The sequence below is a fragment of the Fundidesulfovibrio soli genome, assembly GCF_022808695.1.
Lineage (GTDB): Bacteria > Desulfobacterota > Desulfovibrionia > Desulfovibrionales > Desulfovibrionaceae > Fundidesulfovibrio > Fundidesulfovibrio soli.
In genome coordinates this window covers 34,660-61,467 of the sequence record NZ_JAKZKW010000025.1, presented here as the reverse complement: position 1 = coordinate 61,467, position 26,808 = coordinate 34,660, and the positions used below count along the sequence as shown (strand labels likewise).

Genomic DNA, 26,808 nt, shown 5'->3' with positions numbered 1-26,808 from the left:
AGTCCACCACCACGCCGTCGCGCACCACCTCGGCCCACTCCAGGAACGCGGCCACCGGCTCCCCGGAGGCGTCCAGGACCATGAGCACCACGTCGGCGGTGCCCAGGTCCACGCCCACGCTCAGGGGACCGCTCACCGTAACCGGCTCCTCCCGGTTCAGGATGGCGGCGGCGGCGTCAAGGCGCGCCTGGAGTTGGTCCCAGTCGAGAGTCATGGCTCACACTATCCTGAAGCTGCCCACCAGCGTGCAGCGGCGCAGGCGCACGAAGGTCCGGGCGTTGGTGACGCCCTCGCCGGTGGGGGTGGAGATGGTCATGGAGGTCCACCCCTCGCCGCCAGCGCCCAGGCCCGCCACGTGGGGCCCGTTCTTCACGAACAGGCTGGTGTTCATGCGCCGGGCCAGGGCGTCCATGTGCTCGATGTCACGGGAATACAAGCCCGCCGTGTGCCGCAGGCCCCGCTCCAGCAGCACGGACCACTCCATGGCCTCGGCGAAGTCGCGAGCGCGCAGGAGCGGCAAGAGCGGCATCATCTGCTCCACGCGGGCGAACACGTGGTCCACCTCCCTGCCCACATCAACGAACAGCAGGCGGCAGGAGTCCGGTACGGAGAAGCCTCCGGCCCTGGCCAGCTCCGCCGCGTCGCGGCCCACCCACTTGGGGTTGGGGCGGCACTTGGGGCCGGGGTAGTCGAGCATCACGGCCCTGGCCACGGCCTCGGCCTGCTCCCGGCTGATCTCCACCGCGCCCACGCCCGCCAGCTCGCGCTTGAGGGCCTCGGCCACGGCCTCCACCACGATGATCTCCTTCTCGTCGGCGCAGACGATGTTGTTGTCGAAGGAGGCCCCGTCGTAGATGCCCCTTGCCGCGCGGGCCAGGTCCGCCGTCTCGTCCACCACTACGGGGGGGTTGCCCGCCCCGGCGGCGATCAGGCGCTTGTTGGTGGTCTTGCGGGCCGCCTCGACCACGGCCTCGCCCCCGGTGACCACCAGCAGGTCGATGCCCGGCCAGGTGAACAGCTGGCGCGCGGCGTCGATGGTGGGCTCCTTGACGCAGGTCATCAGGTTGTCGATCCCGGTTTCCTCGTGCACGGCCCGGTTGAGTATCCGGATGGCCTCCTGCGTGGTGCGCTTGGCTCCGGGATGCGGGGCGAAGACCACGGCGTTGCCGCCCGAGATCATGCTGATGGAGTTGTTGATGACGGTGGCCGCCGGGTTGGTGGAGGGCGTCACCGAGGCGATCACGCCCCAGGCCGCGTTCTCCACCAGGGTCAGGCCCATGTCTCCGGTGATGGCGCTGGGCGAGAGGATCTCGGGGCCGGGGGTGCGGTCAGCCACCAGGAGGTTCTTTTTGACCTTGTCCTCGATGCGGCCCATGCCGGTCTCGTCCACGGCCATCTCCGCCAGGCGCCGCGCGTTGGAGCGGGCGGCGCGGCGCACGGCCAGCACCACGCGCTCGCGCAGGGCCAGGGAATCCAGGCGCAGGTGGGCCGCCTCGGCCGCGGCCACCGCGTCCTCCAGGCGCTCGAACACGCCCCAGTCGCCCGGCTTCGGGGCGCGGGGCTCCACCGCCGCCGCAGTCCGGCCGAGCTGCCTGAGCACCTCGTCGACAATCCGTTCTATCTCTTCGCTGCGCATGGCCACCGCCTTCAGCTGGGATTACTTTTTGTAGAACATTGTCTCGCGCGAGCAGACCTGGTCCACGATGCCGATCACCGAGAGGTCCAGCGGCGTTCTGGCGTCCACCACCATCCGGGCCGAACTGCCCCGGACCAGCAGCACCACCTCGCCCTCGCCCGCCCCCAGGACGTCAGCCGCCACCTGGGCGGGCCGGGTGACCTTGCCCTGGGCGTCCATCACGTCCACCAGCAGGAACGTCAGGTTCGGCAAACCCGGATCGCGCACCGTGGACACCACCTGTCCGACCACCTTGCCCAGTTCCATGCGATTTCTCCCGCGCGCCGGCACGTGCCCGGCGGCCTGCCTGGTTATTTCCGGGTTATGGGGAAGATGCCCTCGAGGTCGCCGTGGGGACGCGGGATCACGTGCACGGCGACCACCTCGCCCACGCGCTGCGCGGCGGCGGCCCCTGCGTCCGTGGCGGCCTTGCAGGCGGCCACGTCGCCGCGCACCAGCGCGGTCACCAGGCCGCCGCCGATGCGCTCGTAGCCCACCAGCTCCACGCGGGCGGCCTTGGTCATGGCGTCGGCCGCTTCGATGAGCGCGGTCATGCCCTTGGTCTCGATCATGCCCAGTGCGTCCATGGTCGTTCTCCTTGCTGGGTTGCGGTCACTGCGGAAGGGACTCCGGGCGGTCCCCGGCCCTAGCGCGCCTTGCCCCCGGGTTTGCCCTTCACGGCCGGGGCCTGCTTCGCGGTTTTCCCGGATGATGCCTGCTTCGCGGCCTGCCTGAACATGGAGCCCACATGCCGGGTGATGAGCTCCCCGGTGTCGTCCCAGGGCCGGGCGATGAGGTTGCTGGTCACGTAGCCCCCCAGGCGCTCGGCGGAGGCCCGGCCCGCGTCCACCGCCGCCCTGCAGGCCGCGAGGTCGCCCTCGCAGACCACGCACAGCAGCCCGGCGTCCGCGTTGCACACGGACTTCACCCGCACCCTGGCCGCCTTGCCCATTGCGTCGGCCACCTCCACGGCGGCGATCAGGCCGAAGGTCTCCACGAAACCCAGGGCGTCGCCGTTCAAGCTCTCGCGATCATCTGATGCCACTGGCAGCCTCCTCACAGGATGTAGGGCAGAAGTTCGGGGGACAGCCCGGGGATGACCACGCTGCGCACCAGCAGCCCCGAAGCCGACACGGCCGCCGACCCGGCGGAGGCGGAGGCCTGCACCTCGGCCACGGAGCCGGTGAACAGACACAGGGCCTTGCCGCCCAGGCCCATGGCCAGGCGCACCTCCAGCAGGTGCACCCCGGCGGCCTTCACGGCGGTGTCCGCCGCCACGATGGCCGAGGCCGCCGAAAAGGTCTCGATGATCCCCAGGGCGGTGCCGTGGGCGATCTCCACGGAGCAGGACAGGGCCAGGACCACCTCCGGGGCGATGTTCGGGATCACGAAGTGGTCCACGGCCGAGTCCGCGCCCATGGCCAGCCCGGCCTCCACCGAGGCCCGCACCGAGGCCACGTCCGCGTGCACCGAGGCCACGAACTTGCCCGGGCAGATGGTCTTCATCAAAAGCGGCGAGACGCTGGCCGCCTTGAGCATGGCGTCGGCCGCCTCGATGCCCGCAGCGATGGAGTTGAACTCGATCATGCCCACGGCCTGGAGATTCGGCTTCACTTCAGGCTCCTTTGACCACGACGGATGTGCCGGTTTCCGTGACCACCCCGCCGATGGAGGCGTGGATGCGGGCGCCCAGCGCGCCCTCGGGGATCTCGCCCAGCAGGTCGCCCACGGCCACCCTGTCGCCGGGCGCGACCACGGCCACGGCCGGTGCGCCGATGTGCTGGCGCAGGGGGATGCGCACCTCGCCGGGCGTGAACAGGCCCGCGAACTCCGGGTGAATGTCCATGTAGGGGGCCAGGCCGGTCTTGGAGGCCAGGCGCGAGGCCGGTATCTTGCGGTAGGGGCGCAGAGCGGCCTGCGCCGGGCGGACCTCGCGCGGGCCCTGATAGCTCACGCCGCGCTCCCGGAAGGCCGCCTTGAACAGGGCGTTGATGCGCCTTGGCGAGAGCCGCATGGGACAGCTGAACAACTCGCAGACCCCGCACTCGCAGCAGAGCAGGGCCTGCTCCGCGCCCTGGGCCGACTCCAGACCCGCGCCGAAGGCCTTCATCACCCGGTGGGTCTCGAAGGAGTGGCCCACCAGATAGCGGGGGCAGAGGTCCGTGCAGTAGCGGCACTGGATGCAGGCCGTGGCCGCCCGCCTGCGCATGACCTCGGGCGTGAGCGTGGCGGCCTCGTGCAGGAAGTGGCCGCGCGGCAGCACGATCAGCCCGCCCGAGGTTTTGGTGACCACCGCCTCGGCCAGGGCCCCCCGGTCCTCCAGGAAGCGGCCCATCATGGGCCCGCCCAGCAGGAACACGGGGTCGCCCGTGGCCGGGCCGCCGCAAAAGTCCAGGATCTCGGCCAGGCTGGTTCCGAGCGGCGCTTCCAGCACGCAGGGCCGAGCCACCTCGCCCGTAACCGTGAGCGCCTTGCGCGTGACCGGCAGCCCGTCCAGGGCCTGGCTCACCGAGGCCAGCGTGCCCACATTGGCCACCAGGGCGTCCACGTCCTTGGGCAGGCCCAGGGGCGGGATGGTCCTGCCCGTGACCTCGTGCACCAGGATGTGCTCGTCCCCGGCGGGGTAGAAGTTATCCAGCAGGGCCAGCTCCAGCCCCGCCCCGGAGCAGGGGCCTTCCAGGGCGCGGGCCACGTCCGCGTACTTGGCCTTGATGGCCACCACGCCGCGCTCCGCGCCCACGGCGGCCATGACCTCCCGCAGCGCCCGGGCTATCTCCCCGGCGCGGGTGCGCATCAGGTGCTGGTCCGTGTAGAGCAGGGGCTCACATTCGCAGCCGTTGGCGATCACCACCCCCGCGCGCGTGTCGTACTTGACGTGGGCCGGAAACCCGGCCCCGCCCTCGCCCACGACACCGGCCCCGCGGACCGCGTCGAGCAGCGTGCCCATGACGCCGCTGGTTGGTGGCATGCCCATGCTGTCTCCCGCTCCGGCCCGCTATTTGCGCTTCAGGGGGAAGATGTCTTCCAGGTCGCCGTGGGGACGCGGGATCACATGCACCGCGATCACCTCGCCCACGCGCTTGGCCGCCGCGGCCCCGGCGTCGGTGGCTGCCTTGCAGGCGGCCACGTCGCCGCGCACCAGCGCGGTCACCAGGCCGCCGCCGATCTGCTGGTAGCCCACCAACTGCACCCTCGCCGCCTTGACCATGGCGTCCGCCGCCTCGATGAGCGCGGTCAGCCCCCGTGTCTCGATCATGCCCAATGCGTCCATCGAATCCATGCGAAGCCTCCTTGATGCAACTGGTTTGGCGCAGCCCTTCCGCGTTCCCTATTGGGGCAGGGTCCCTCTGCGCAGGCACAGCCCGATCACCGCGACAGTGTAGATGTCCTTGGCGCTGCACCCTCGGGAGAGGTCGTGCCAGCCGCCCTCGAATCCCTGGAGGAACGGGCCCAGCGCGGTATAGCCCGCCAGCCGCTCCACCAGCTTGTAGCCAATGTTCCCGGCCTCCAGGGACGGGAACACGAACACGTTGGCCCGCCCGCCCAGGATGCTTCCCGGGGCCTTGAGGGCCGCCACCTCGGGCAGGGAGGCCGCGTCGAACTGCAGCTCGCCGTCGATGGCCACGTCCGGGGCGCGCTGGCTGGCCAGCTCAACGGCCTCGCGCACCATGGCCGCGCGGGGATGCTCGGCGCTGCCCTTGGTGGAGAAGGAGAGCATGGCCACCCTGGGGTCTTCGCCGAGCAGCGTGCGGGCCATGCCCGCCGAGGATACGGCGATGTCAGCCAGGATCTCGGCCGTGGGCTCGGGCACCACGGCGCAGTCCGCGAAGACGAAGCGGCGCTCGCCGTCCGGCGAGATCATCAGGAAAAAGCTGGAGACGGTCTTGATGCCGGGTTTTCTGGGCAGGATGGCCAGCCCGGCCCGGAGCATGTCCGCCGTGGAGGAGAGGTTCCCGCCCACGCCGACCTCCACCTCGCCCCGGCGCACCATCATGGCCGACGCGGCCAGGGGGCAGCGCATGGCCGCCTCCGCGACCTCGGGGCTCACGGGCTTGCCCTTTTGCTCACGGATTGCCAGGAATTCCTCGGTGTTGCGCCGCAGCAGTTCGGGACCGGCGTGGTCCACCACGGTCAGGCCGGCGGGGTTCAGGCGGGCCTTGCGCAGCTTCTCGCGCACCGCGAAGGGGGAGTGCATGAGCACCGGCTCGGCCAGGCCCTCCTCCTTCAGGCGGGCGGCGGCGGCCAGCACGCGCTGGTCCAGGCTGTCCGGGAAGGCGACCACCCCGGGGTTCTCCCGGCAGGCGCGGATGCAGCGGTCGAGGATGTTCATGGTTGCGGCCCGGCCTGTCAGTGCGCGTTGACGCAGGCCATCATCACCCGCGACGGCGTGCTGTAGAGGACTTTCGCGCCCTTGGGCAGATAGACCATGTCCCCGGGCTTGCCGATGATGGTTCTGCCGCCAACTGTCAGGTGCAGCTCGCCCTCGATGACCACGCCCAGCTCGGCCGCGTCCACCTCGCGGCTGAACGAGGCCCGCTCCCAGGCCAGATAGCCCGCGGCCAGCGCGGCCTCGCCCGGGGAGCCCAGGGCCTCGGCCAGCAGGGCCTGGCCGGGAACGTCCGCCGCCTTGCCGCCCTGCCGGACGAGCCTGGCGGCCTCAATGAAGCGGACCCCACCCTCGCAGAATGTGGCCGCGCTCTGCCCGGCCGGTTCGGGAGCGGCCGCCCCGCCCGCCCCGCCTGGATGGGACGGCATGCGCGCGGCCACCGCGCCGCGCACCAGCCGCTCCACCTCCGCCGCGTCCGAACCCGGGGGCAGCTTGGCGCACACAGCCCGCACCAGCTGGCTGACCAGAGGACCCATGCCCGCGCCGGACGAAGCCTCGGCCACGCCCGGAGCCGCAGCCTGCGCGGCCGAAGCGGCCGGGGCTCTGGCGTCGCACTCTCCGGGCAGGGCCACGCCAAGCTCCAGGGCCCGGTCGCGGGCCTGGTCCGTGACGATGCACTCGCAGCCCTGCGCGACAAGGAGTTTCCGGCCGGTCGCGGCAGCCTGGAGGATGTCGGCCTCGGTGATGATGCATTTCGCCATTGCTGCCTCCCGGGGCGGGTTGCGAAGCGTTGAGGCCCCTCAGGCTTCCCGCGTTGCGCAGCGGAGCCGTGGGGCGAGGCTTACCGAGCCTACTGCCTGGTTTCCCCGCCCGCGCCTTCCTTGCAGGAGGGCACGGCCTGGTCCTGCCCCATCTGGGAGCAGGCCTCCAGGAAGTCGGCCGCGTTGACCGCCCCCGCCGCGAAGGACTTCATGGCCTCCTCGTGCAGAAGCTCCAGCGCCTCCATCTTGCAGTCCTGGTAGGCCTTGGAGGTGAGCATGGCGAACTCGCGCGGCCTGGGCAGGTCCACCTCGATGACCTTCTTCACCCGCGCGGGCCTGTTGGTCAGGATGAGCAGCTTGTCGGCCAGGAAGATGGCCTCCTCCAGCTCGGAGGTGACGAAGAGGTTGGTGCCCCGATGCTCCTCGAACAGGCGCACGTAGTATTCCTGCATGAGGGCCCTGGTCATGGCGTCCAGGCCCCGGAAGGGCTCGTCCATGAGCATGACCTTGGGCTGGTTGATCATGGCCCGCACCAGCTCCGCCCGGCGCTGCATGCCGCCCGAGAGCTGCGAGGGGTACTTGTCCTTGAAATCCCGCAGGCCCACCAGATCCAGGAGCTTCATGGTCTCCTGCCGGAACTCCGCCTCGGGCATCTTGCGTTGCACGCGGGGGCCGTAGCTCACGTTCTCGTAGGTGGTCATCCAGGGGAACAGGGCCGTCTCCTGGAAGACCACCAGGCGGTCGGGGCCCGGCTCGCAGACGGGCTTGCCGTCCAGGAGGACGCTTCCGGCGTCGGGGGCCTCGTAGCCCGCCAGCACGTTGACCAGGGTGCTCTTGCCGCAGCCCGAGGGGCCGATGAGCACCGTGAGCTTGCCCTTCTCCAGGGTGAAGGAGCAGTCGCAGAGCACCTGCTTGTGCAGCGGCCCGAGCCCGAAGCCCTTGGCCACGCCGGTTACGGTCATCTCTCCGGCGCCCATGCCGGGGGTCAGTTGCGTCTGGCTCATGGATGGTGCTCCTTAGAAGGTCCGCAGCCAGGGGGTCAGGCGGCTGCCGATCATGCGGATGAGGGCCGAGGACACGTAGCCCGCGATGCCGATGCTCATCATGCCGATGATGATCAGGGGATATTCGCCCGCCACGTAGGCCCGCCAGGTCAGGAAGCCCAGGCCCGAGCGGCTGGCGATCATCTCCGCCGCCACCACCACCGCCCAGGTGATGCCCATGCCCACGGTCATGCCCACCACGATGCTGGGCAGGGTGGCCGGGAGCATCACCCGCCAGAAGATGTCCGAGCGCGAGGAGCCCAGGGAATGGGCCGCGCGGATGTAGCGCAGGTCGATGCTGCTGGCGCCGCCAACGATGTTCAGCACCACGGTGAAGAAGGCCCCCAGGAAGGTCACGAACATCATGGAGAGCTCCGTGGTGGGCCAGAAGATCACCGCGATGGGCACCCAGGCCAGGGGAGGTATGGGGCGCATGATCTCGAAGATCGGGTAGATCAGTTCGCGCGCGGTGCGGTTCACGCCCAGCAGCAGCCCCAGCGGGATGCCAAGCACCTGGGCGATGGCGAAGCCGGTGAGGATGCGCACGAAGCTGTCCAGCCAGGACATCCAGTAGGCCGGGCTGACCAGTTGCTTGCCCAGGGCCGCCAGGACCGCGGAGGGCGGGGGCACGTTGCCGATGATCGGCACGCCGAGCCGCGAACACATTTCCCAGAGCACCGTGAAGATGATGATGGCCGCGATGCCTCGCCCCGTGGTCAGGCTGAAGACACTCTTCCTGAATTTCACCCAATTGAACTGCTGGCTGCTGGCTGTTGCCATGGCGACTGTCTCCGATGTGAAAAGGACCGATCCGTCAGGCCATTTCCCGCTCGCCGGCCTTGAAGGCCTTGAGGGCCTCCTCGTGCACGGCCTCGATGCACTCCTTCTTCAGCCTGATGTAGGTGGCCGAGGAGAGAGCGCGGAAGTCGCGGGGACGGGGGATGTCCACGTTGAGGACGGTCTTGATCTGCGCCGGGCGGGTGGTCATGATGTAGACCTTGGAGCCCAGGAAGATGGCCTCCTCCAGATCGTGGGTGATGAAGAACACGGTCTTCTTGCTCTTGTCGTAGACGTCGAGCAGGAACTGGTGGACCACCGTCTTGGTCAGGGCGTCCATGGCCCGGAAGGGCTCGTCCAGCAGCAGGACACTGGGGTCGTTCATCATGGCCCGGGCGATCTCCACGCGCCGGCGCATGCCGGAGGAGATCTCGCTGGGGTAGTTGTTCTCGATGCCCTCCAGGCCCATCTGGCCGAGCATGGCACGGGCCTTGTCCTTGGCGTCCTTCTCGTTCACGCCGCCCTGGACCACCGGGCCGAAGGTCACGTTCTCGAGCACGGTGTACCAGGGGAAGAGCGCCCCGTTCTGAAAGACCACGATCCTGTCCGAGCCGGGCTGGGCCCGCTTCTGGCCGCTGCAGAGCAGCTCGCCGTCCAGGAGGATCTCGCCGGAGCTGATGCCGTGGAACCCGGCGATGGCGTTCAGAAGGGTGGTCTTGCCGCAGCCCGAAGGCCCGACGACCACGCAGAACTCGCCCGCCTCGATCTCCATGGAGCAGTTGTCCACGGCCAGGACCTTGGCCCCGTCGGGGTCGTACACCTTGGTCACGTTGCGGATGCTGATGCGCCCCCGCTCATCCGTCGCAATCTTTTCGGCGGTGTTCATCGCGCGGCCTCCCTGACTTTCCATTGCATCAGCCTGTCGCCCACCATGCGGATGAGCGAGCTGGAGAATCCGCCGATCACCCCCAGGGTGACCATGGCGATGACGATGACCGGGTACTGCACCATGATGAACGAGTTCCAGATCAGGTAGCCGAGCCCGTATTCGCCGGCCAGCATCTCGCCGGCCACCAGGGAGAACCAGGCGAAGCCCATGCTGATCTGCAGGCCCGTGAAGATGAAGGGCAGCGAGCCCGGCAGGATGACCTTGAAGAATACCTGGCGCGGCTTGGCCCCGAGCGAGCTGGCCGCCCGGAAGTAGACCTCGTCGATGGACTCCACGCCCAGCAGGGTGTTCAGCACCGTGGCGAAGAAGGAGCCCAGGAAGGTCAGGAAGATGATCGAGGCCTCGCGCCCCGGCCACATCAGGATGGAGAGCGGCACCCAGGCCAGCATGGGGATGGGGCGCAGGGTCTCCAGCAGGGGGAAGGTGTAGTCCTTGAAGGTCTTCTTCCAGCCCATGAACAGCCCGATGGGCACGCCCAGCACCGTGGCCAGGATGAAGGCCTGGAGCACGCGCCAGATGCTGGTGAAGATGTGGTGGTAGTACTCCGGGGAGTAGATGGAGATGCCGTAGGACGGATCGCGGGAGACCCACTCCTGGAAGACGGCCACCGGTCCGGGCAGCTTGTTGAACCAGGGCAGCTTGAAGCGCTCCGTGGCCAGGTACCAGAAAACGATGAAGCCGACGATGCCCAGGACGTTCAGATACGGGCTCGGGCTCTTGAGCCACTGCTTGAGGCTGAACAGGGTGATCTGCCAGGAGCTCGGCGCGCCGCCCTGCTCCGCCGGCGCGGTCACAGTGGTCGGGGTTGCCGCTGTTGTAGCTGTTGCGTTGGTCACGGAAGAGCCTCCACCTTGTCGTTGCCCGGAATCGGTCCGGGGCTGTTTCCTGTGCCGTGGCCGCTGTGGCTCGCGCCGCAAGAGACGGTGGCCCTGCCCTGGTGGGCGCGGCTCGGGCCGCGCGCACCGGGGCGGACATGTCAGGGCCTCGCGGCCCAGGGGCTAATCCTTGAAGGGGCAGGCGCTGGCGGGGGCGCCCTTGATGTCTCCCAGGGTGACGGTGGCGCTCACCGGGGTGTATCCGGCTTCCTTGAACACCTGCCGGGCCAGGGAATCATCCACGGTGCCGGGCTTGGGGACTTCCTTGATGCGCTTGTCCTTGAGCAGGAAGGGGGCCACTTCGGCGATGTTCAGCTTCTCGCGCTCGTTGAAGTAGAAGGACTTCCACTCGCGCACCGGCTCCTTGGAGTCGGAGGGAACCTGGCCGTAGATCGAGTACCAGAGCACCCGCTTGGGCACGCCGGTGGCGTGCTTGGAGACCATGTCGATGACGTTCGACCAGTTCTTGGGGTCGAGCAGATAGCGCTGGGCTTCCAGTTCGGAGCGCAGGTAGCCCTTGGCCACTTCGGGGTGCTTCTCCATGAAGTCCTTGCGCATCACCACCATGCCCAGGTCCGGGTTGTCGCAGGCGCGGCCGTCGGCCACGATGCGCGCGACGCCTTCGCCCACGTCCGTGGCCACGCGGGAGAGCGTGGGCTCCCACAGGGAGGCGGCGTCGAGCTTGCCGATGCGGAAGTTGGTGCCGATGACCTCGATGGACTGGTTCAGATACTCAGCGGGCTTGACGTTGTACTTCTCGAAGAACTTGAGCAGGTATTGGTCCGAGGCGCTGCCCTTGGGCGCGGCCACGACCTTGCCGTCCAGCCAGCGGGCCAGCTCCTCGTTGCTCTTGAACTGGGGGGCGTCCTTGCGCACCAGCACCAGGGAGCAGCGGGTGCCTTCGGACATGCCCGCGGTGGCGACCATCTTGATCTCGGCCTGCTCCGGCTTGGAGCAGAGGATGGTGGCGGGCATCACGCTCATGTAGCCGATGTGGGCCTTGTCGGCCAACATGTTGTTGGCCACCACCGTGCCCTGCAGCGCGCCCTGGAACTCGATTTCGGTGCCCTTGGGCACGTACTGCTTCCAAAGGCCGAGCTCGGAGTTGATGATCGCCTGGTAAGAGATTGTGTCGTAGGGCTGGTAGCCTACGACGAACTTCTCCGCGTAAGACGGGGTGGATACCAGAAACATGAGCAAAGCCAAAAAGCCGAAGATACGACGATACACGTGCATGATGCCTCCTTCGGTACACGGCCAGACCCGCTGCGCGGGCCGCTCTGCTCCGGCCCTCCGGCTTGCGCCGGATGAGGTTCGGAGCGCCCTCACACTCACAATGCAGGAGCAATCTCCTGTTTTATGCTGTTACTCCGCCACCAGAATGAGCGCCTATCGACGCCCAGGCCTGTTGCGACGAAAACCAGGAGAGCAAATCTGATACCAACTCCCACAACAGTTCAGGAATCTCGACTCAATGCGCACGGATGCTGGATTGCCGGGCACTCCGCCCCCTAGTTTTGGATAAGCCTATGAGCCCCTCAGGCCCAGGTGTTGCATACTTGCAACGGCTGCTGTTCAGTACTTTTCTTATTGTAGCATTTTTCACAAGCCCGGTCCTCGCGACTGCGCCAGGTTGCACAAGTGCAACAATGATGCGATACTGCAACGGCCTTGGGTGAGTGTCCCAACCGGGAGAAGGGCCCATCCAAAAGCTGCGCGATTTTAATCACGTGATTCCAGGCCGCTGAAAAGCCAGGCGGCCCTCCGGCCCGCCCGTTCCCCGGCGCACGGGCCTTGCAAGGACCCAATGCGCGTTACGGGTCCGCAACCGTTTTCGCCATAGATCGCGAGGGACGCCCGACATGAGCAAGGACGACTTCATAGACACGCTGCTGAGCGCGCACATGGACAGCATTCTCGATACTCTGGGGGATGGGGTCTACATCACGGACAGGGACGGGGTGACCCTCAAGGTCAACACCATGTACGAGAAGCTCACGGGCCTCAAACGCGAGGACATCCTCGGGCGCAACGTGCGCGAGCTCAAGAAGAGCGGGGTGTACAACACGGCCCTGAACCCGGAGATCGTGGCCACGGGCAAGCCCGTGACCCGCGTGCAGACCAACATGCACGACCGGCGCATGGTGCTCAGCGGCTATCCGATCTTCGACGAGGAGGGAGCCGTCACCCTGGTGGTCACCTACGCCCGCGACATCACCATGATGTCGCAAATGAAGGACCAGATCGCGGAGCAGCGCGAACTCATCGAAAAATACCATAAGAATTTCGACTATTTCAACAAAGCCAAGACCCAGCAGACGCCCATCGTCGTCACGAGCGCGGTGATGACCCGCCTGGTGGAACAGATCCAGCGCATCGCGCCGACCGACGCCACCGTGCTGCTGCTCGGGGAAACCGGCGTCGGCAAGGACGTGGTCGCGCGTAAGATGCACGGCCTGTCCTCCCGGCACGACAGGCCGTTCTTCAAGGTGGACTGCGCCTCGATCCCCGAGAACCTGATCGAGTCCGAGCTGTTCGGCTATGTGCCCGGGGCCTTTTCAGGCGCGCTGACCAAGGGCAAGATCGGCTTTTTCGAGTTGGCCGACAAAGGGACCATCTTCCTGGACGAGATCGGGGAGCTGCCCCAGATCATGCAGTCCAAGCTTTTGCGCGTGCTCCAGGACCAGGAGGTGGTCCGGGTGGGCTCCACCCAGGCCAAGAAGGTGGACGTGCGCATCGTGGCCGCCACCAACCGGGACCTGGCCGAGGAGGTGCGCAAAGGCACCTTCCGCAGCGACCTCTACTACCGGCTGCGGGTTGCCGTGCTGAACATCCCGCCCCTGCGCGACCGCCCAGAGGACATCCTGCCCCTGACGCGCACCTTCCTGGAGCGGTTCACGGCCCGCTACCGCAAGCGCCTGGTGCTGTCCCACGCCGTGGAGGAGGCCATGAAGAACTACCGCTGGCCGGGCAACGTGCGCGAACTGGAGAACATGATCCAGAGCCTGGTCATCACCTGCGAGAAAGACGTGGTGGAGTTGGGCGACCTGCCCGGAGCCATGCTGGACGACCAGAAACCCACGGTGCTGGCCGCCTCACTGGCCTGCCACATCGACAACGCCGCGGGCAGGCCCCTCAAGGAGATCATGGCCGAAATCGAGCGCGGCCTGATCCGGGACGCCCTGGAGGCCCACGGCTCCGTGACCAAGGTGGCCAGGATGTTCGGGGTCAACAGGACCACCATCTTCCGCAAGCTGCACATGAACGACGAGCAACCAGGCTGAGCGGGTCCCCTGGCGCGTCACAGAATGAAGTGGTTGATAAATGCACCATGTTGCATTTTTGCAACATTCTCTAACACGCTAGAATAGTTTATATTCGCCAACAACGACCTCCTGAGGTTGCAATTATGCAGCACCTCGGGTGCGTCACCCCGCCTGGGGGCGCGCCGGAGCAGCCCGGGCTCCGCGTGCGCGGGGGGCACCCCCAATCCACCCCAACATCTTAACGTCTTGGTATGATTTGATTAATCCTGGGCCACCCCGCTTCGGCCCACCCTCCCCCGTCCGACCAGAAAAATGCCCCGAAAAGATCGTGCAGATACTTAACAATCTGCAATCACAGGGCAAACAAGCAAAAACGGCCCTCCAGCCGCCCGCCTGGTCGCGGTTCCGGCATACGCGTTGCTATCCCCCGCTCGAGCCGAACACGCACCGCCTGGATGCTGCCCCCCGGCGATCCAGACCCGAGCGAAACCAACACGTCGACACGAGGGAAGAACCATGTTGCAACCCGTCTGCTGCGAAGCCTACAGCTCGCACGAACAGCGCCTCCAGGACAGAATGGAAGGCAAGGAAGACAAGTTCCGCGCAACCCACCCCCGGGTGTTCACCATCCTAGAGAGCTTCGACGGCCTGAAGCCCCGTATCGACGTGGAGAGGGCCCGGTACTTCACCGAGTCCATGCGCCAGACCGAGGGCCAGGCCCTGGTGCTGCGCTGGGCCAAGGCTCTCAAGCACATCGCCGAGAACATGACCGTCTACATCGACGACCACCAGCTCCTGGCCGGGCGCGCCGGGTGCCAGGGCCGCTACGGCATCCTTTACCCCGAACTGGACGGCGACTTCCTGGGCCTGGCCATCGAGGAGCTGCCCAAGCGCAAGGAGTCCCCCTCCTACATCACCCCGGAGGACGCCAGGGTGGTCATCGAGGAGATCGCCCCCTACTGGAAGGGCAAGACCTTCCACGAGGCGCTGGCCAAGGCCCTGCCCCCGGACGTGCACAAGCTGACCTACGACGACCCCGAGGGTCTGGCCTCCCGCTTCGTGGTCAACGAGACGGCCTCCTTCCGCTCCTCTATCCAGTGGGTGCATGACTACGACAAGGTGCTCAAGCGCGGTTTCGGCGGCCTCAAGGCCGAGGCCCTGGCCAAGCTCCAGACGCTCGACCCCCTGAGCCCCGTGGACAATGTGGAGAAGCGCCCCTTCCTGGAGGCCATGGTCATCGTGTGCGACGCCATCGTGCACTGGGCCAACCGCCATGCGGCCCTGGCCCGCGAGGTCGCCGCCGCCGAGTCCGACCCCGTGCGCAAGCAGGAGCTGCTGACCATGGCCGAAATCTGCGAGCGCGTGCCCGAGCACCCGGCCCGCACCTTCCACGAGGCCGTGCAGTCCCAGTGGTTCACCCAGATGTTCTCGCGCATCGAGCAGAAGACCGGCACCATCATCTCCAACGGGCGCATGGACCAGTATTTCTACCCCTTCTACCAGAAGGACATGGCCGAGGGTTTGCTCACCGAGGAAAAGGCCGTGGAGCTCCTGGAGTGCATGTGGGTGGGCATGGCCCAGTTCATCGACCTCTACATCTCCCCCACGGGCGGCGCGTTCAACGAAGGCTACGCCCACTGGGAGGCCGTGACCATCGGAGGCCAGACCCCCGACGGGCGCGACGCCACCAACGAGCTGACCTACCTGTTCCTGAAGTCCAAGCGCGAGTTCCCGCTGCACTACCCGGACCTTGCGGCGCGCATCCACTCCCGCTCGCCCGAGCGCTACCTCTGGGAAGTGGCCGAGACAATCAAGGACGGCGCTGGCTTCCCCAAGCTGATCAACGACGAGGAGGTCATCCCCCTCTACGTGTCCAAGGGCGCGACATTCGAGGAGGCCTACGACTACGCCGTGTCCGGCTGCACCGAGGCGCGAATGCCCAACCGCGACACCTACACCTCGGGCGGAGCCTACATCAACTTCGCCGCAGCCCTGGAGATGGCCCTGCGCAACGGGCGCATGAAGAAGTACGGAGACAGGACCCTGGGCGTGGAGACCGGCGACCCGCGCTCCTTCAAGACCTGGGACGAGTTCTGGAACGCCTACGTCCGGCAGCATGAGCTGTTCCTGAAGACGGCCTTCTACCAGCAGCACGTGATCATCAACCTGCGCGCCCAGCACTTCGCCCAGCCCATGGGCTCCGTGCTGCACGACCTGTGCATGAAGCACTGCCTGGACCTGCACACCCCGCAGATCCCCGAGGGCCTGAACTTCGGCTACTTCGAATACATCGGCTACGGCACCGTGGTGGACTCCCTGTCCGCCATCAAGAAGCTGGTCTTCGAGGACCGTAAGCTGAGCATGGACGAGCTGCTCGAAGCCCTGGACAACGACTTCGAGGGCCGCGAGGATGTGCGCCACCTGCTCAAGAGCGCCCCCTGCTACGGCAACAACGACGAGTTCGCCGACTCCATCGCCAAGGACATCGACCTGCTCTCCCTGGAGTACGCCAAGAAGTACTCCCCGGAGCTGGGCATGAACAACGACGTGCGCTACGTGCCCTTCACCTCCCATGTGCCCTTCGGCAAGGTGGTCAGCGCCACGCCCAACGGGCGCCGCTCCTGGACGCCGCTCTCCGACGGCTCCTCGGCCTCCCACGGGGCGGACGTCAACGGCCCCACGGCGGTGCTGCTCTCCAACTACACCTCCAAGAACTACGGCTACCGCGAGCGCGCGGCCAGGATGCTCAACATCAAGTTCACGCCCAAGTGCCTGGCGGGCGACGACGGCACCCGCAAGCTGATCTCCTTCATCCGCACCTTCTGCGACCTGAAGCTCTGGCACGTGCAGTTCAACGTGATCAACCGCGAGACCCTGATCGCAGCCCAGAAGGACCCGGAAAAGTACCGCAACCTCATCGTGCGCATCGCCGGGTACAGCGCCTACTTCGTGGACCTGTCCCCGGACCTGCAGAACGACCTGATCGCGCGCACGGTGCACGAGACCTGCTAGAGGCCTTACGCATTCGCGCCGAAACCTCGGAGACGCCCCGGCCACGGGGCGTCTCCGCCCTGTTTCGGCCAAACCCCAGCCCGGCCCCGGGCCGAACGGAACGCGCGCCATGACAACCCAGCAGGACAAGGACACGAGCGGAACGATATTCAACATCCAGAAGTATTCCGTTCACGATGGTCCGGGCATCCGCACCATCGTGTTCTTCAAGGGCTGCCCCCTGTCCTGCCTGTGGTGCAGCAACCCGGAATCTCAGGCTTTCCAGGCGGAGCTGGCCTTCAACGACGGCCGCTGCCTGGGCTTTTCCCAGTGCGTGCGCTGCCTCAAGGCCTGCCCCAGCCAGGCCATCGCCCGGATGGATGACAAGCCGGTGTTCAACCGGGAAACCTGCAAGGACTGCGCGCGGCCCTGCGTGGAGGCTTGCCCGGCCTCGGGCGTGATCGCCTACGGCCAGCGCAAGAGCGTGGACGAGGTGCTGCGCGTGGTGGAGCAGGACGCCATGTTCTACACGCGCTCGGGCGGCGGGCTCACCCTTTCGGGCGGGGAGCCCCTGGCCCAGCCCGAGTTCGCCCTGGCCCTGCTGCGCGAAGCCCGCCGACGCCGCCTGAACACCTCCATGGAGACCTGCGCCCAGGTTCCCTGGGAGGTGCTGCGCCAGGCGGCCCCGCTGCTCGATTCGGTGATGTTCGACATCAAGAGCCTGGACAACGAGCTGCACAAGACCTTCACCGGGGCGCCCAACACACGCATCCTGGACAACTTCCAGCGCCTTGTGGCGGAGTTCCCGGACCTGCCCGTGCACGTGCGCACCCCCGTGATCCCCGGTTTCAACGACATGGAAACGGACATCCGCAACATCGCTGAGTTCGTGTCGGGCCACGCCAACGTCAGCTACGAGGTCCTGCCCTACCACCGGCTGGGCACGCAGAAATACACCTTCCTGAACAGGGAAGCCCCCATGGGCGACAAGACCCTGCCGCAGGAACGGTTCGCCGAGCTTGAACAGGTGGCGCGGGAGGCGTTTTGGACGCCAAGCCAGAAGCCAGAAGTCGAGCAGCCCGCCAGCGCCCAGAACAGCTGAGCCAAGCCGAAAACAGAAAGAAGGCTGCCCCCCCGCACAGGGGAGCAGCCTTCTCGTATTTCACGGCGCCCTGAAAGGCATCGACGGGTTCACGACGGGGCGATATCCTCGCACACGTACTTCCCGATGGAGCATTTGAAGGTGTACTTGTCCCCCCGGTACAAGGCCCTGGAAAACTCCACGGCCTTGCCCTCGTCGCTGAACACCTCGGGCACCACGGGCAAACCCAAGCGTCTCTTCTTCACCGGGGAGGACCTCGAGGCCACGCTGGACTTCTTCCGCGTGGGCATGACCAGCGTCACCGGCGGGGGGGGACGCGGTGCCCATCCTGCTGCCCGGCCGCCGGGAGCACGGGGCCGCGCCGCTGCTGGCCAGAGCCCTGGCGGAGATCGGCGTACGCCCGGTGCTCGCCCCGCAGCCCTGCCCACCGGAGGAGGCCGTCCGGCTCATCGCGGAGGAGGGCGTGACCTACCTGGCAGCCCTGCCTTCCCAGCTGCGGGCCCTGTTGGAGCTCTCCCCCGCGGCCCCGGCCTGGCCCCCTGCGCTGGACCGGGCCCTTCTCTCCGGCGAGCCCGTTGATGACGGCCTGCGCCACGCCGCCGCCAAGGCCGGGATCGAGATTTTCGCCCACTACGGGCTCACGGAGACCTGCTTCGGCGGCGGCGTTGAATGTGGGGCGCACCAGGGGTACCATCTGCGCGAGGCCGACCTGCCGGTGGAAGTGATCGACCCGCTTAGCGGCGGGTCCTTGGCCGACGGCCTCGAGGGCGAGGTTATGGTCAGCACCCTCGCCCGCAGGGGAAGGCCCCTGCTGCGTTACCGCACCGGGGACATGGGCCGCATGTTGCCCGGCCCCTGCGCCTGCGGCAGCCCGCTCAGGACGCTCGGCCCCGTGGCCGGGCGGATCGTAACCGACGGGGGGCCATCCAGGTGCTCACTCCGGAAAAGGGAACAGCGAACACGCCATGACAGACCTGCTCAAGACGCTCGGCCTCTGGCTTTCGGAAGGCAAGCCCGTCGCATCGGCCACCATCGTCACCCATGAGGGCTCCACTCCCCGCTCCGCCGGGAGCAAGATGATCGTGCGCCCAGGCGGGGAGATGTTCGGCACCGTGGGCGGCGGCCTGGTGGAGGCCAGGGTGCTCCAGGCCGCGGCCCGGGTGCTGGGCGACGGCGTGCCCGTGATCATGGATTTCGACCTCACCGGAGAGCTTGCGGCCGGGGCGGATATGGTCTGCGGGGGCAAGCTGCGCGTTTTCCTGGAGCGCATCGAGCCAGGTGCCGAAGCCGCGCTCTACGCCGAGCTGCTGCGCCGGGTGGAGCAAGGCGAGCGCGTGCTGCTGGCCGTGCCCATGGGCGGCGGCCCGCGCGCCTTGATTCCCGCGCGCGGAGACGCCCTGGGCGCCCGGTTGCCCCAGGGGCTGCTGGAGGGCGCGCTCCAGGCCGGGAAGGACATCCGCGCCCCGGTGGTCTTCGAGGCCCTGGAGGAGCGCTGGTTCCTGGAGCCCTGGGCCGGGCCGTCGCCGCTCTACATCGCCGGAGCCGGGCACGTTTCGCGCCCCACGGCCAGGGTGGCGTCCATGACCGGGTTTCGCGTCACGGTCATGGACGACAGGCCGGAGTTCGCCAACCGGAACCGCTTCCCCGAGGCCCACGAGATCATCGTGGAGGACATGCGCGCCTGCCTACAGGACAAGCCGATCGGGCCGGACGCCTCCGTGGTCATCGTCACGCGCGGGCATGCGGGCGACGCCGACGTGCTGGCCCAGGCCCTGCGCACCCAGGCGGGCTACATCGGCATGATCGGCAGCCGCCGCAAGCGCGACAGCGTGTACGGCAAGCTGCGCGCCCAAGGCTTCACGGACGCCGATTTCGATCGCGTGCGTTGCCCCATCGGGCTGGACATCGGGGCCGAAACCCCGGAGGAGATCGCCGTGAGCATCCTGGCCGAGCTCATCCAGGCCAGGGCCGCCAGAGGAGCCGCATGACAAGGCCTACGACCCCCGGAGCGCTGGGCTCCTCCGCGCTCACCTCAAGATCATGAGCCTGACCGTCTACCTGCTGCGCCACGGCCGGACCGCCCGGGAGGATCCCTGGCGGTTCCTGGGCCAGCGCGACGCCCCCCTCTCGGATGCCGGGCGCGACCAGATGCGCTGGTGGCGCAAGGAACTCGCGAGCCTGGACTTCGCCGGGGCCTGGTGCTCTGACCTGACGCGCTGCCGGGAGAGCGCCGAACTGGTGCTGGCGGGCCATGGCCTCACCGCCATACCCATGGCCGGGTTGCGGGAAATTTCGCTTGGGGAGTGGGACGGCCTGAGCGTCGAGGAGGTGCGCCGCAGCTACCCCGGCCTCTATGAGGCGCGCGGCGCGGACATCGCCGGTTTCAGGCCCCCCGGCGGCGAGAGCTTCGCCGACCTAGCGCAAAGGGCCGGCCAAGCCCTGAAGGATATCCTGCGTCAGGCCACAGGCCGCCCGGTCCGCTCCCTCGAAAACACGCATGAAGCCCTGCCCGGCGCGGACAACGCCAACATTCTGTTGGTGGCCCATGCCGGGGTGAACCGCGTGCTCATCTGCGACCTGCTGGGCTTCCCCCTGGAGGGTCTGTTCAGCCTCGGCCAGGATCACGGCTGCCTGAACGTGCTGCGCTTCGGCAACGGCAAGCCCGTGCTGCATGCCCTCAACCATGAAGTGCGTAACGAGTTTGCTGTCACCAGCCTCGGAATCCAACCCGAATAGCCCGGTAACTCTCCCCCTTTCAGGCAGTCCGAAAAGGAGCGACTATGCGGCCGACCCCAGTTCTTACCTCGGGGTGATGCCGCCCATGCCCATGTCGGGCCTTTCGTTGCTGCATGTTTAGAGCCACCTGGCGGCGTAGTCTCCGACCTCCTCCATGTCCTCAAACAGGTGCCGCCCCAGCCAGCCGCGGCGCACCGGACGATTGCCTCGCTCCAGGCAAGCGCTTTGCCGCGGCTGGCCTGACTGAATGGAGTCGATCCGGATCTTGTTCTTCTCCCACCAAGCTTGCAGGCGAAGGCTTGACCCGCCGGGTTTCTTCGGACCTCTCACTTCCTGGGAAGGGCGTCCTGGCTCAGGTTTTGGGGGAGGCAGGTCAGTCGCGGGATGTCATTATGTACAATCTCCTCGCCTGGGTTTACGACGAATGCAACTCTTCGGAACAACCTTTCGGGGGGCTCCCCCAAGTGCCCGGTTGCACGCCGAGGGCGCAGGATCGGGCAATAATCGAGCAGGAAAGTGTATTTTCTTTCAGGGCCAAAGGAGTCACAGTCACGAAGGAATAATGACACAATATCGAGGAGTTAACCACTTACCTCCTTGATATGACGATAGGGCGGGGTGAGCCATGAGAGGGCGGCGGAATCGACAGCGAGTCGAATCAATCCAAAGGGACATCGCCCCGCTGCGCCTTCTTTCCGGAAGCGGAGGTGATGAACTCGCTGCAGTCTTTCGATTCCGCTATGACTTCCATTTCAAGCACATGGCGGACGGGTTCCCCGGAGTAGACCACCGCAGGCGTCTGGTCGTCGAGCCGCATGATTTTGAGTCAACGCACATGTGCGCATTCGGCACGGACGGAGCGCTCCTGGCCGTAAGCACCTCCGTGCAGGCATCGCTCCCCCGCATTCCGGACGAATGGCCGGAATGGTTCGGCTTCTCCTCTCTCAACGATGAAGACCTTTCCCGTTCCGTGGTGAACACGCGCATGGTCCTCCATCCGGATGTGCGGGGCACGGCGTTCTTCGGCTCTTTCCGCTTCAATGTGCTGTTGCGCTGCCGCGAGATCGGATTCCGGCACGCGCTGCATTATTGCGACCCGGCCCTTGCGCCCCGGTATGAATCCCTCGGGCACAGGCAGTGGCACAAGCCTTTCGAGATAGTGCCGGGCCTCGTGCGCATCCCCATGATGATCAATCTCCGCGACCTCCGGGAGCATGACGGGGCGCTCGTATCCACGCACTTACCGCATCAGGACGCGACAACATGTGGAACGCTCTTGTAGACCGCCAGACCGGTTATGCGAACTTCACGCCTGAACTCATGAGCGCCATGCGCGGCATGGAACTCGCCGTGATCGGGGCCGGCGGCAACGGCGCGGTGATGGAGCATCTGGTCCGCCTCGGATTCGAACGCTTCACCATCATCGACCCGGACGTGGTGGAGCCCACCAATCTGAACCGCCTCCCATTCGGCACGGACAAGATCGGATTGCCCAAGGTGGCCGCTTGGCGGGACTATCTTCTCTCCGTCAATCCGGCCTCCAAGGTCATCCCGCACGAGATGAGCATCGATCGCGACCTCGCTCCGTGGTTGAGGGAAGTTCTCTCCGGGGCGGACCTGGTGTTCGCGGGAACGACCGACGTCGAGGCGAACATCGTGGTCGGCCGGATATGCGCGGAGCTCGGCAAACGCATGATCGTCGGACCGGCCTCTTCGGGGGCCTGGGTCGTCTCGACCTTCACCCACGAGGGAGGAATGACGCTCGAAGCGGCGGCAAGGCTGGGCACGGAAGGGCAGCGCCTCACGGAGATCGACTACGCCGCGGCGGCCAGGAAATTCCGGGACCTGACCTTCTATCCGGGCCGGGAAGGGAAATACGCTCCGGGCGTGGTGGAGGCCATGTTCCGGGGTGATCTCCCCGCGCGGTCCTGCAAGGTGTTCGTGTCGCTCACAAATGCCGCCATGGCCTTCGAGGCGGTGAAGAACACGGCGGCACTTCGCGGGCTGCCCTTTCGCGGGTCCGCGGTCACGGCGATGCCGGTATTCCATGTCTTCGATCCCTATTCGGGGTGCTCATACTACCACAACGCGCAAACGGGCGAGATAGGAATTCCCGACTGGATCACGGGCGCTGTCCGTTGGCAACGGTACGAAGCCCCGGACGACGGCGAGACACGGCAAGCGGCGGGATGCCGCAATGAGGCGGAGAACCACGAACCAAGGGGAAGCCATGAGTAAGGAGTGCAACGGTCAAAAACAGTCGAACATCGACCGGAGGCTGTTCTTGAAGGGCGCGATGGCTGGCGGCCTCGTCGCGCTGGCTGGCGGCATCGCGGGGCCGTTCAGGATCGTGGCCTGGGCCCAGGGCGGGCAGGGCGCGAAGGCGATACTGGCCGACCTCTCCAAGTGCACGGGCTGCCGCTTATGCGAGATGTTCTGCTCCTCGTACAATGCGGCGGCCGACGGCCTGCCCGCGACGCTTGGCAACCCGACGTACGCCAGAATCAAAGTCGCCAACTTCAACCCGGATATCGACGTTCCCGTGGTGTGCGCCATGTGCCCCAAACCGCCTTGCGTGGATGCCTGCCCCGTGACCCCCGATCCGGCCACGGGCAGAAAGGCCATCTTCCGCGACCAGGCCACCGGGACCATCAAGGCCGACGCCTCGCGCTGCACCACCTGCGGAAGCTGCGAAGCCGCCTGCGTGACGGGCGTCATCAGTCTGGACATGGGCCTGAAGCAGCCCGTCGGCATGTGCTCTCTGTGCGGCGGCGACCCCCAGTGCGTCAAACGGTGCCCTGCCGAGGCCCTCTCGCTGGTGCCGGTGGACGTCAACCGGGAGTTCTACGGACAGAGGGCCGATGCCGTGTTCAAGACCATGGCCCAACGCTGGTATGGAGGTATATGACATGACCAAGAGCCTGCCCGGCTACTGCGGAGCGCTTCTTGAAGTGAACCTGACAACGGGAAAAATCGAGAAGAAGCCCCTGAACGAAGCGGATGTCATTGCCTTTGGCGGCGGCCGTGGCCTCGGGGCGAAGATGCTCTGGGACCGGCTTGCCCCTGGCGCCGATGCATTGGGCCCGGACACCCCGCTGATGTTTCTCACGGGGGCCTACTCGGGGTTCCCCGTGCCGTGCGCGTCCCGCACATGCGTGGTGACCAAATCGCCGACCACTTCGGCGCTCAAGTCGAAACATGCCAACGCTTCAACGCTCGCCTACTCCAATGTCGGCGGGTTCTTCGCGCCGGAGCTCAAGTTCGCCGGCTACGACGGGATCGTCATCACCGGCAAGGCGTCGAGCCCGGTGTATCTGGCCGTCAACGGCGACAAAGCCGAATTGCGCGATGCCCAAAAGTTCTGGGGCAAGGGCACTGACGAGCTGGACAAGCTGCTGCCCAAGGAACTCGGCGACCACCGCTTCCAGTCGCTCTACATCGGCCCCGCCGGAGAGAAGCAGGTGCGCTACGCCTGCATCATGCATACGGCCTCCCGCGCGGCCGGAAGGTCCGGCACGGGCTGCGTCATGGGCTCCAAGATGCTCAAGGCCGTCTGCGTCCGGGGCAAGGGAGCCCCGGTGGCCTCGAACCGCGAAGCCTTCATGGCCGCCTACGAGCAAAGCATGAAGGCCATGATGACCAACCCCGATTTTCCGGGCCGGGCGCGCTACGGAACCGCCGCCGGGATCACCGCCAACAGCGAGCGCGGCGCCGAGTCCGTGCGCAATTACCGTGAAGGCACCATGGAGGGCATCGAAGCCATCGGCGGGGTTGCCTCGGAAAAAGAGTACTGGGTGCGCAACTACTCCTGCTTCGGCTGCCCCATCCATTGCAAGAAATCCGGCATGGTCAAGAGCGGCCCCTTCAAGGGCGTCTCGCACGACGGGCCTGAGTACGAGTCCGGCGCCCTGCTCGGCGCCAACCTCCTCATCAAGGATCTGCCCGGGCTGTTGAAAACCATCTACGAGTCCGACGACTACGGGGTGGACTTCATCTCGGCCGGCAACGTCATCGGCTTCCTCATGGAAGCAAAAGAAAAAGGCCACATCGACAGCACGTTCCTGGACGGCATCGACCTCAAATGGGGCGATGTGGAGTCGACGCGCCAGATGCTGAGGAAAATCACCTACCGCGAAGGTGTGGGCGACCTGGCCTCGCGAGGGGTCAAGGCGCTGGCCAAAGCCATCGGCAAGGACAGCGACTTCTACGCCATCCATGTGAAAGGGCAGGAGTGCGCGGGGCATAACGTGCATGTGAACCCGCCGATGGGCATGTCCTACGCCACGTCCAACCGGGGGGCGGACCACCTGTCGGGGCGCAGCATCGACCAGCAAAACTCCAGGGCGGCGCTCGACTGCCTGGGCGGATGCTTCTTCTCGGCCGGTACCGCGGGCCCGGGGGAATTCATGACCAACGCGCATTACGCGAGCCTCTATTCGGCCATCACCGGCCGTGAGTGCTCGGCCGAGGACTTCGTAAGGATTGGGGAACGCGCCTTCAACCTCGAAAAGATGTTCAACCTGCGCGAGGGATTCACCCGCGCAGACGACTGGCTGCCGGAGCGGTTCTTCACCGAACCCCTGACGGTTGGGCCCAAGAAGGGCGCGGTCCTGAAGAGGGACGAGTTCACCGGCGTCCTGGACCAGTTCTACAAGACCCGAGGCTGGGACCAGGCCACGACAAAGCCAAGCGATGAGAAATTGATCGCCCTTGGCCTTGGATTCACCATAGGTAAGAGCTGACCGTGACATGCCAGGCAGGGAGGTTTGCGCTCCAGATGGACAGACAAGGGTCCGGTGCGGTTGCCGCGTGCGGCTCGCCGCATTGCGCCGCACCGGCGCCCGCGTAACGTTGTCTGCGATCACGGTATTGCCCCGCGCAACCGCCCTGCCTGGCCGCATCCTGAGAGGGTCCAGCCCTGTGCCTCAGGCCACGTCACAGCGACGGCATGGCATGATGAAAGCCACTGGCCTGGCGGGCGGCTTCCGATTCCAGGCGCGCTCATACTGGGTCCGGCGGCAATTCGGAACATCGCCTCGGCGGTAGAAGCGCCGTTGGCAACCCCGGGTTCGCCTCCCGCGCCGGGCAGAGCCGGCCGCCCCCGCCTGAAACCACACGTAAGCGCTGCAGAACGTGATACTTCTCCTTGCCTTAATCCGGATATTCGGATTAAAGAATGAACCATGAAATCCATTTCCCAGTTGTTCAAAGCGTTGGGAGACGAGACGCGCCTGCGCATAGTCCATCTGCTCTTCGATGGTGAATTGTGCGTGTGCGACCTGACCCACGCCCTCGGGATGCCCCAATCCACCGTTTCCCGCCATCTGGCGCTTCTGAAGCATGCAAACATCATCACCGGCCGCAGGTGCAAGACCTGGGCGTACTACCGCCTCTCGGATGATGCGCTGCCCTTCGCCCGCGTCATTCTGGCGGCGCTCGGCAAGCACCTGGCGGATTCGGATCAGGCGCGCGAGGACCTCGCGGCCTTGGGGAAATACCGTTGCAGCCCGGAGAGGAACTGTGAGCAACCACCAAAACGGGGGTGAAGGTCATGAGCGGGAGTCTGCCCACTGAAGACCCCTTGATCAGGATGTACCGCGAACTCAAGCGGGCGCTGGCCAAGGATCAAAGTCAGGTGAAATGGGCCATGGTCATCGACCAGGCGAAGTGCATCGGCTGCCATGCCTGCGCCGTGGCCTGCGCCTCAGAGAACCGCCTCGGGCCAGGCGTGATCTACCGCCCCGTGATCGAGCAGGAAACCGGGACCTACCCCAACGTCGGACGCCGCTTCCTGCCGCGCCCCTGCATGCAGTGCGAGAATCCCCCCTGCGTCTCCGTCTGCCCGGTCACGGCCACCTGGAAGAACGCCCAGGGCGTGACCGTCATCGACTACAACCGCTGCATCGGCTGCCGCTACTGCCTCGCCGCATGCCCTTACGGAGCCCGTTGCTCGGACTTCGGGGGCTTCTACACCACCCGGACCGCCGAGGAGCCGGGCCTCGTCCAGGGCCGCTACGCCGCCCGCGCCTATGAGAAACAGAACGCCCCCGAGTACGGCCAGCCGTGGGGCGAGCGCGGCAAGGGCTCGCCCGTGGGCAACGCGCGCAAGTGCCACTTCTGCCTGCACAGGCTGGAGGTGGGACAGCTGCCCTCCTGCGTGACCAGCTGCGTCGGCCGCGCCACCTACTTCGGCGACCGCACCGATCCCGCCGCCCTGGTGAGCGGGCTCATCGGCTCGGCCCGCGCCTACACGCTCAAGCCGGAACTGGGCACCCGCCCGGCCGTATTCTACCTGGGATAGGAGGC

28 protein-coding genes and 2 pseudogenes are annotated in these 26,808 nt (G+C 66.7%); 12 read left to right on the top strand and 18 right to left on the bottom strand.

Annotated elements, in window-relative coordinates; translation table 11 throughout:
• The 15 genes and pseudogenes from MLE18_RS16265 to MLE18_RS16195 form a co-directional block, all read right to left on the bottom strand.
• Positions 1–214 (bottom strand): annotated as a pseudogene (locus MLE18_RS16265) (ethanolamine utilization protein EutJ); the annotation flags it as partial.
• Positions 215–217: 3 nt separating this feature from the next.
• Entirely contained in the window at positions 218–1,636 is a 1,419-nt protein-coding gene (locus MLE18_RS16260; protein ID WP_243439851.1) for an aldehyde dehydrogenase family protein, read from the bottom strand.
• A gap of 21 nt (positions 1,637–1,657) precedes the next feature.
• Positions 1,658–1,942, bottom strand: coding sequence for a EutN/CcmL family microcompartment protein (locus MLE18_RS16255; protein ID WP_243439850.1), 285 nt, complete (start codon positions 1,940–1,942; stop codon positions 1,658–1,660).
• Positions 1,943–1,986: 44 nt separating this feature from the next.
• Positions 1,987–2,262, bottom strand: coding sequence for an ethanolamine utilization microcompartment protein EutM (eutM, locus tag MLE18_RS16250; protein ID WP_243439849.1), 276 nt, complete (start codon positions 2,260–2,262; stop codon positions 1,987–1,989).
• Positions 2,263–2,321: 59 nt separating this feature from the next.
• On the bottom strand, positions 2,322–2,720 hold the full coding sequence (locus MLE18_RS16245) for a BMC domain-containing protein (protein ID WP_243439848.1): 399 nt from the start codon (positions 2,718–2,720) through the stop codon (positions 2,322–2,324).
• An 11-nt stretch (positions 2,721–2,731) separates the two neighbouring features.
• Positions 2,732–3,289: a BMC domain-containing protein gene (locus tag MLE18_RS16240; protein ID WP_243439847.1), complete on the bottom strand. Its 558-nt coding sequence runs from the start codon at positions 3,287–3,289 to the stop codon at positions 2,732–2,734.
• A 1-nt stretch (position 3,290) separates the two neighbouring features.
• Positions 3,291–4,649 carry a 4Fe-4S dicluster domain-containing protein gene (locus MLE18_RS16235; protein ID WP_243439846.1) on the bottom strand — a complete coding sequence of 453 codons (1,359 nt, stop codon included), beginning with the start codon at positions 4,647–4,649 and terminating at the stop codon, positions 3,291–3,293.
• A gap of 21 nt (positions 4,650–4,670) precedes the next feature.
• Positions 4,671–4,955, bottom strand: coding sequence for an ethanolamine utilization microcompartment protein EutM (eutM, locus tag MLE18_RS16230; RefSeq protein WP_336605592.1), 285 nt, complete (start codon positions 4,953–4,955; stop codon positions 4,671–4,673).
• Positions 4,956–5,003: 48 nt separating this feature from the next.
• Positions 5,004–6,005 carry a phosphate acetyltransferase gene (locus MLE18_RS16225; RefSeq protein ID WP_243439845.1) on the bottom strand — a complete coding sequence of 334 codons (1,002 nt, stop codon included), beginning with the start codon at positions 6,003–6,005 and terminating at the stop codon, positions 5,004–5,006.
• A 17-nt stretch (positions 6,006–6,022) separates the two neighbouring features.
• A complete protein-coding gene (locus MLE18_RS16220) occupies positions 6,023–6,763 on the bottom strand; it encodes a cupin domain-containing protein (RefSeq protein WP_243439844.1) in 741 nt (246 codons plus the stop codon).
• Positions 6,764–6,852: 89 nt separating this feature from the next.
• Entirely contained in the window at positions 6,853–7,767 is a 915-nt protein-coding gene (locus MLE18_RS16215; RefSeq protein ID WP_243439843.1) for an ABC transporter ATP-binding protein, read from the bottom strand.
• A 12-nt stretch (positions 7,768–7,779) separates the two neighbouring features.
• Positions 7,780–8,586: an ABC transporter permease gene (locus MLE18_RS16210; protein WP_243439842.1), complete on the bottom strand. Its 807-nt coding sequence runs from the start codon at positions 8,584–8,586 to the stop codon at positions 7,780–7,782.
• A 34-nt stretch (positions 8,587–8,620) separates the two neighbouring features.
• Positions 8,621–9,469 carry an ABC transporter ATP-binding protein gene (locus MLE18_RS16205; RefSeq protein ID WP_243439841.1) on the bottom strand — a complete coding sequence of 283 codons (849 nt, stop codon included), beginning with the start codon at positions 9,467–9,469 and terminating at the stop codon, positions 8,621–8,623.
• A complete protein-coding gene (locus tag MLE18_RS16200) occupies positions 9,466–10,368 on the bottom strand; it encodes an ABC transporter permease (protein WP_243439840.1) in 903 nt (300 codons plus the stop codon). The genes MLE18_RS16205 and MLE18_RS16200 overlap by 4 nt, the downstream gene beginning before the upstream one ends.
• Positions 10,369–10,530: 162 nt before the next feature.
• Positions 10,531–11,643, bottom strand: a complete 1,113-nt coding sequence (locus MLE18_RS16195) for an ABC transporter substrate-binding protein (RefSeq protein WP_243439839.1) — start codon at positions 11,641–11,643, stop codon at positions 10,531–10,533.
• A gap of 626 nt (positions 11,644–12,269) precedes the next feature.
• Between MLE18_RS16195 and MLE18_RS16190 the strand changes: the two genes are divergently transcribed.
• The 3 genes from MLE18_RS16190 to hpsH all read left to right on the top strand — a co-directional run bounded on the left by MLE18_RS16190 (position 12,270) and on the right by hpsH (position 17,766).
• Positions 12,270–13,691, top strand: coding sequence for a sigma-54 interaction domain-containing protein (locus MLE18_RS16190; protein ID WP_243439838.1), 1,422 nt, complete (start codon positions 12,270–12,272; stop codon positions 13,689–13,691).
• A 498-nt stretch (positions 13,692–14,189) separates the two neighbouring features.
• The gene (gene hpsG, locus MLE18_RS16185) at positions 14,190–16,685 is read left to right on the top strand and encodes a (2S)-3-sulfopropanediol dehydratase (protein WP_243439837.1); all 2,496 of its coding nucleotides are present in this window, start codon (positions 14,190–14,192) and stop codon (positions 16,683–16,685) included.
• A gap of 109 nt (positions 16,686–16,794) precedes the next feature.
• Positions 16,795–17,766, top strand: coding sequence for a (2S)-3-sulfopropanediol dehydratase activating enzyme (hpsH, locus tag MLE18_RS16180; RefSeq protein ID WP_243439836.1), 972 nt, complete (start codon positions 16,795–16,797; stop codon positions 17,764–17,766).
• Positions 17,767–17,855: 89 nt separating this feature from the next.
• Here hpsH and MLE18_RS16175 read toward each other — a convergent pair whose 3' ends face one another.
• Positions 17,856–18,056, bottom strand: coding sequence for a hypothetical protein (locus MLE18_RS16175; protein ID WP_243439835.1), 201 nt, complete (start codon positions 18,054–18,056; stop codon positions 17,856–17,858).
• A 29-nt stretch (positions 18,057–18,085) separates the two neighbouring features.
• On the opposite strand from MLE18_RS16175, the gene MLE18_RS16170 reads away from it, so the two are divergent.
• Genes MLE18_RS16170 through MLE18_RS16160 form a run of 3 tightly spaced genes read left to right on the top strand, consistent with a single transcriptional unit; the run spans position 18,086 to position 20,502 of the window.
• Complete coding sequence (locus MLE18_RS16170) at positions 18,086–18,811, top strand: phenylacetate--CoA ligase family protein (RefSeq protein WP_243439834.1); 726 nt, start codon at positions 18,086–18,088, stop codon at positions 18,809–18,811.
• Positions 18,732–19,754, top strand: a complete 1,023-nt coding sequence (locus MLE18_RS16165) for an XdhC family aldehyde oxidoreductase maturation factor (RefSeq protein WP_243439833.1) — start codon at positions 18,732–18,734, stop codon at positions 19,752–19,754. The genes MLE18_RS16170 and MLE18_RS16165 overlap by 80 nt, the downstream gene beginning before the upstream one ends.
• A 52-nt stretch (positions 19,755–19,806) precedes the next feature.
• Positions 19,807–20,502, top strand: coding sequence for a histidine phosphatase family protein (locus MLE18_RS16160; protein ID WP_243439832.1), 696 nt, complete (start codon positions 19,807–19,809; stop codon positions 20,500–20,502).
• 120 nt (positions 20,503–20,622) lie between these two features.
• Here the strand turns inward: MLE18_RS16160 and MLE18_RS18230 are convergent.
• Positions 20,623–20,769 (bottom strand): annotated as a pseudogene (locus MLE18_RS18230) (integrase core domain-containing protein); the annotation flags it as partial.
• A 391-nt stretch (positions 20,770–21,160) separates the two neighbouring features.
• Entirely contained in the window at positions 21,161–21,319 is a 159-nt protein-coding gene (locus tag MLE18_RS16155) for a hypothetical protein (RefSeq protein ID WP_243439831.1), read from the bottom strand.
• Between the two features lie 18 nt (positions 21,320–21,337).
• Between MLE18_RS16155 and MLE18_RS16150 the strand changes: the two genes are divergently transcribed.
• The 6 genes from MLE18_RS16150 to MLE18_RS16125 all read left to right on the top strand — a co-directional run bounded on the left by MLE18_RS16150 (position 21,338) and on the right by MLE18_RS16125 (position 26,803).
• The gene (locus MLE18_RS16150; protein WP_243439830.1) at positions 21,338–21,784 is read left to right on the top strand and encodes a hypothetical protein; all 447 of its coding nucleotides are present in this window, start codon (positions 21,338–21,340) and stop codon (positions 21,782–21,784) included.
• Entirely contained in the window at positions 21,766–22,740 is a 975-nt protein-coding gene (locus MLE18_RS16145) for a HesA/MoeB/ThiF family protein (RefSeq protein ID WP_243439829.1), read from the top strand. The genes MLE18_RS16150 and MLE18_RS16145 overlap by 19 nt, the downstream gene beginning before the upstream one ends.
• Complete coding sequence (locus MLE18_RS16140; protein WP_243439828.1) at positions 22,733–23,410, top strand: 4Fe-4S dicluster domain-containing protein; 678 nt, start codon at positions 22,733–22,735, stop codon at positions 23,408–23,410. The genes MLE18_RS16145 and MLE18_RS16140 overlap by 8 nt, the downstream gene beginning before the upstream one ends.
• A 1-nt stretch (position 23,411) precedes the next feature.
• Positions 23,412–25,244, top strand: coding sequence for an aldehyde ferredoxin oxidoreductase family protein (locus MLE18_RS16135; protein WP_243439827.1), 1,833 nt, complete (start codon positions 23,412–23,414; stop codon positions 25,242–25,244).
• A 441-nt stretch (positions 25,245–25,685) separates the two neighbouring features.
• A complete protein-coding gene (locus tag MLE18_RS16130; RefSeq protein ID WP_243439826.1) occupies positions 25,686–26,048 on the top strand; it encodes an ArsR/SmtB family transcription factor in 363 nt (120 codons plus the stop codon).
• A gap of 5 nt (positions 26,049–26,053) precedes the next feature.
• A complete protein-coding gene (locus tag MLE18_RS16125; protein WP_243439825.1) occupies positions 26,054–26,803 on the top strand; it encodes a 4Fe-4S dicluster domain-containing protein in 750 nt (249 codons plus the stop codon).
• Positions 26,804–26,808: the final 5 nt, after the last annotated feature.